The organism is Litchfieldella anticariensis FP35 = DSM 16096, assembly GCF_000409775.1.
GTDB lineage: Bacteria > Pseudomonadota > Gammaproteobacteria > Pseudomonadales > Halomonadaceae > Litchfieldella > Litchfieldella anticariensis.
The window spans coordinates 1-1095 of the sequence record NZ_KE332386.1 but is presented as its reverse complement, the minus strand read 5'-3'; the positions used below and the strand labels follow the sequence as shown (position 1 = coordinate 1095).

General features: G+C 53.7%; 1 protein-coding gene and 1 pseudogene. Both read right to left on the bottom strand.

The features are described from left to right. Positions 1-32: 32 nt before the first annotated feature. A complete protein-coding gene (locus L861_RS06870) occupies positions 33-884 on the bottom strand; it encodes an IS3 family transposase (RefSeq protein WP_016414461.1) in 852 nt (283 codons plus the stop codon). Continuing rightward, a pseudogene (locus L861_RS24670) lies at positions 881-1095 on the bottom strand (IS3 family transposase); the annotation flags it as partial. The gene L861_RS06870 and the pseudogene L861_RS24670, both read right to left, overlap by 4 nt.

Below are 1095 nucleotides of genomic sequence, written 5' to 3'. Positions count from 1 at the left end.
TGAAGTGACCCCCAATAGTTGGACGGGTTGATTCAGGTAGTGGCGGTCCCCAAGGCCTGGATCCTGTATTCCACAGGGCTCAGGCCTTTTAGGTTGGCCTTGATGCGGTCATGGTTGTAATAGCGTATGTAGGCCCGGAGTTCCCTGATGAACCTCTCTACACCAGTAAATTTCTGGCCATGGAAGAACTCACTCTTCAAGAGGCCGAAGAAGTTCTCGATGACGGCATTGTCCAGGCAGTTCCCGCTACGAGACATGCTGACCTCGGCTCCTCTAGCGGTCAACGCCGCGTGATAGGCAGGCATCTGATACTGCCAGCCCTGATCAGAATGAAGAACCAGCCCTTCGGCATCTTTGACCTGCTGCAAGGCTTTACCCAGCATGGCCATGACCATCGGCAGCCGAGGGGTACGGGCAATAGAGAATGCCACGATTTCTCGGTTATAGAGGTCCATGACCGGTGACAGGAAGACCTTTTCCCCTCGAATGTTGAACTCTGTAATATCTGTTACCCACTTCTGATGCGGACGGTCTGCTCGGAAATGGCGCTGTAGACGGTTGGCGGCGAGACCACCTTCGTCACCTCGGAAGGACCGGTAACGCTTGGGTCGCACTGTTGATTTTAGTCCTGCCTGTATCATCAACTTCTGGACGGTCTTGTGATTGAGATGACAGCCTTCCCTCCGAAGGGCCAGCGTCATGCGGCGATAGCCGTAGCGCCCCTTGTGGGCATGGAAGATACGATGGATAAGCTGTCTTTCGGACACATAAGCATCTGGGCGCTGAAGCACTTTTCGCCAGTAGTAATAGACGCTACGCGCAAGGCCAGCTGCACGCAGCAAGTAAGCAAGCGCATGGCTTTGCCTTAGCTCATTGATGATCAACGTTTTTTCTCTTCGGTTGATCGTTTTGACTGAGCCAAGGCTTTCAGCTTTTTTAGATAGGCGTTCTCTGCTCGCAGATAGGCCAACTCCTCCGCCATTTCTTCTGGCGACATCTGGTCAGGTGCCTTGGTACCAGAGGATGGCGGTTTCTTCTTTTTCACACGAGGTCTCCCACGGCGGTCAGACAAGCCGTCAACCCCATGAGAGGCAT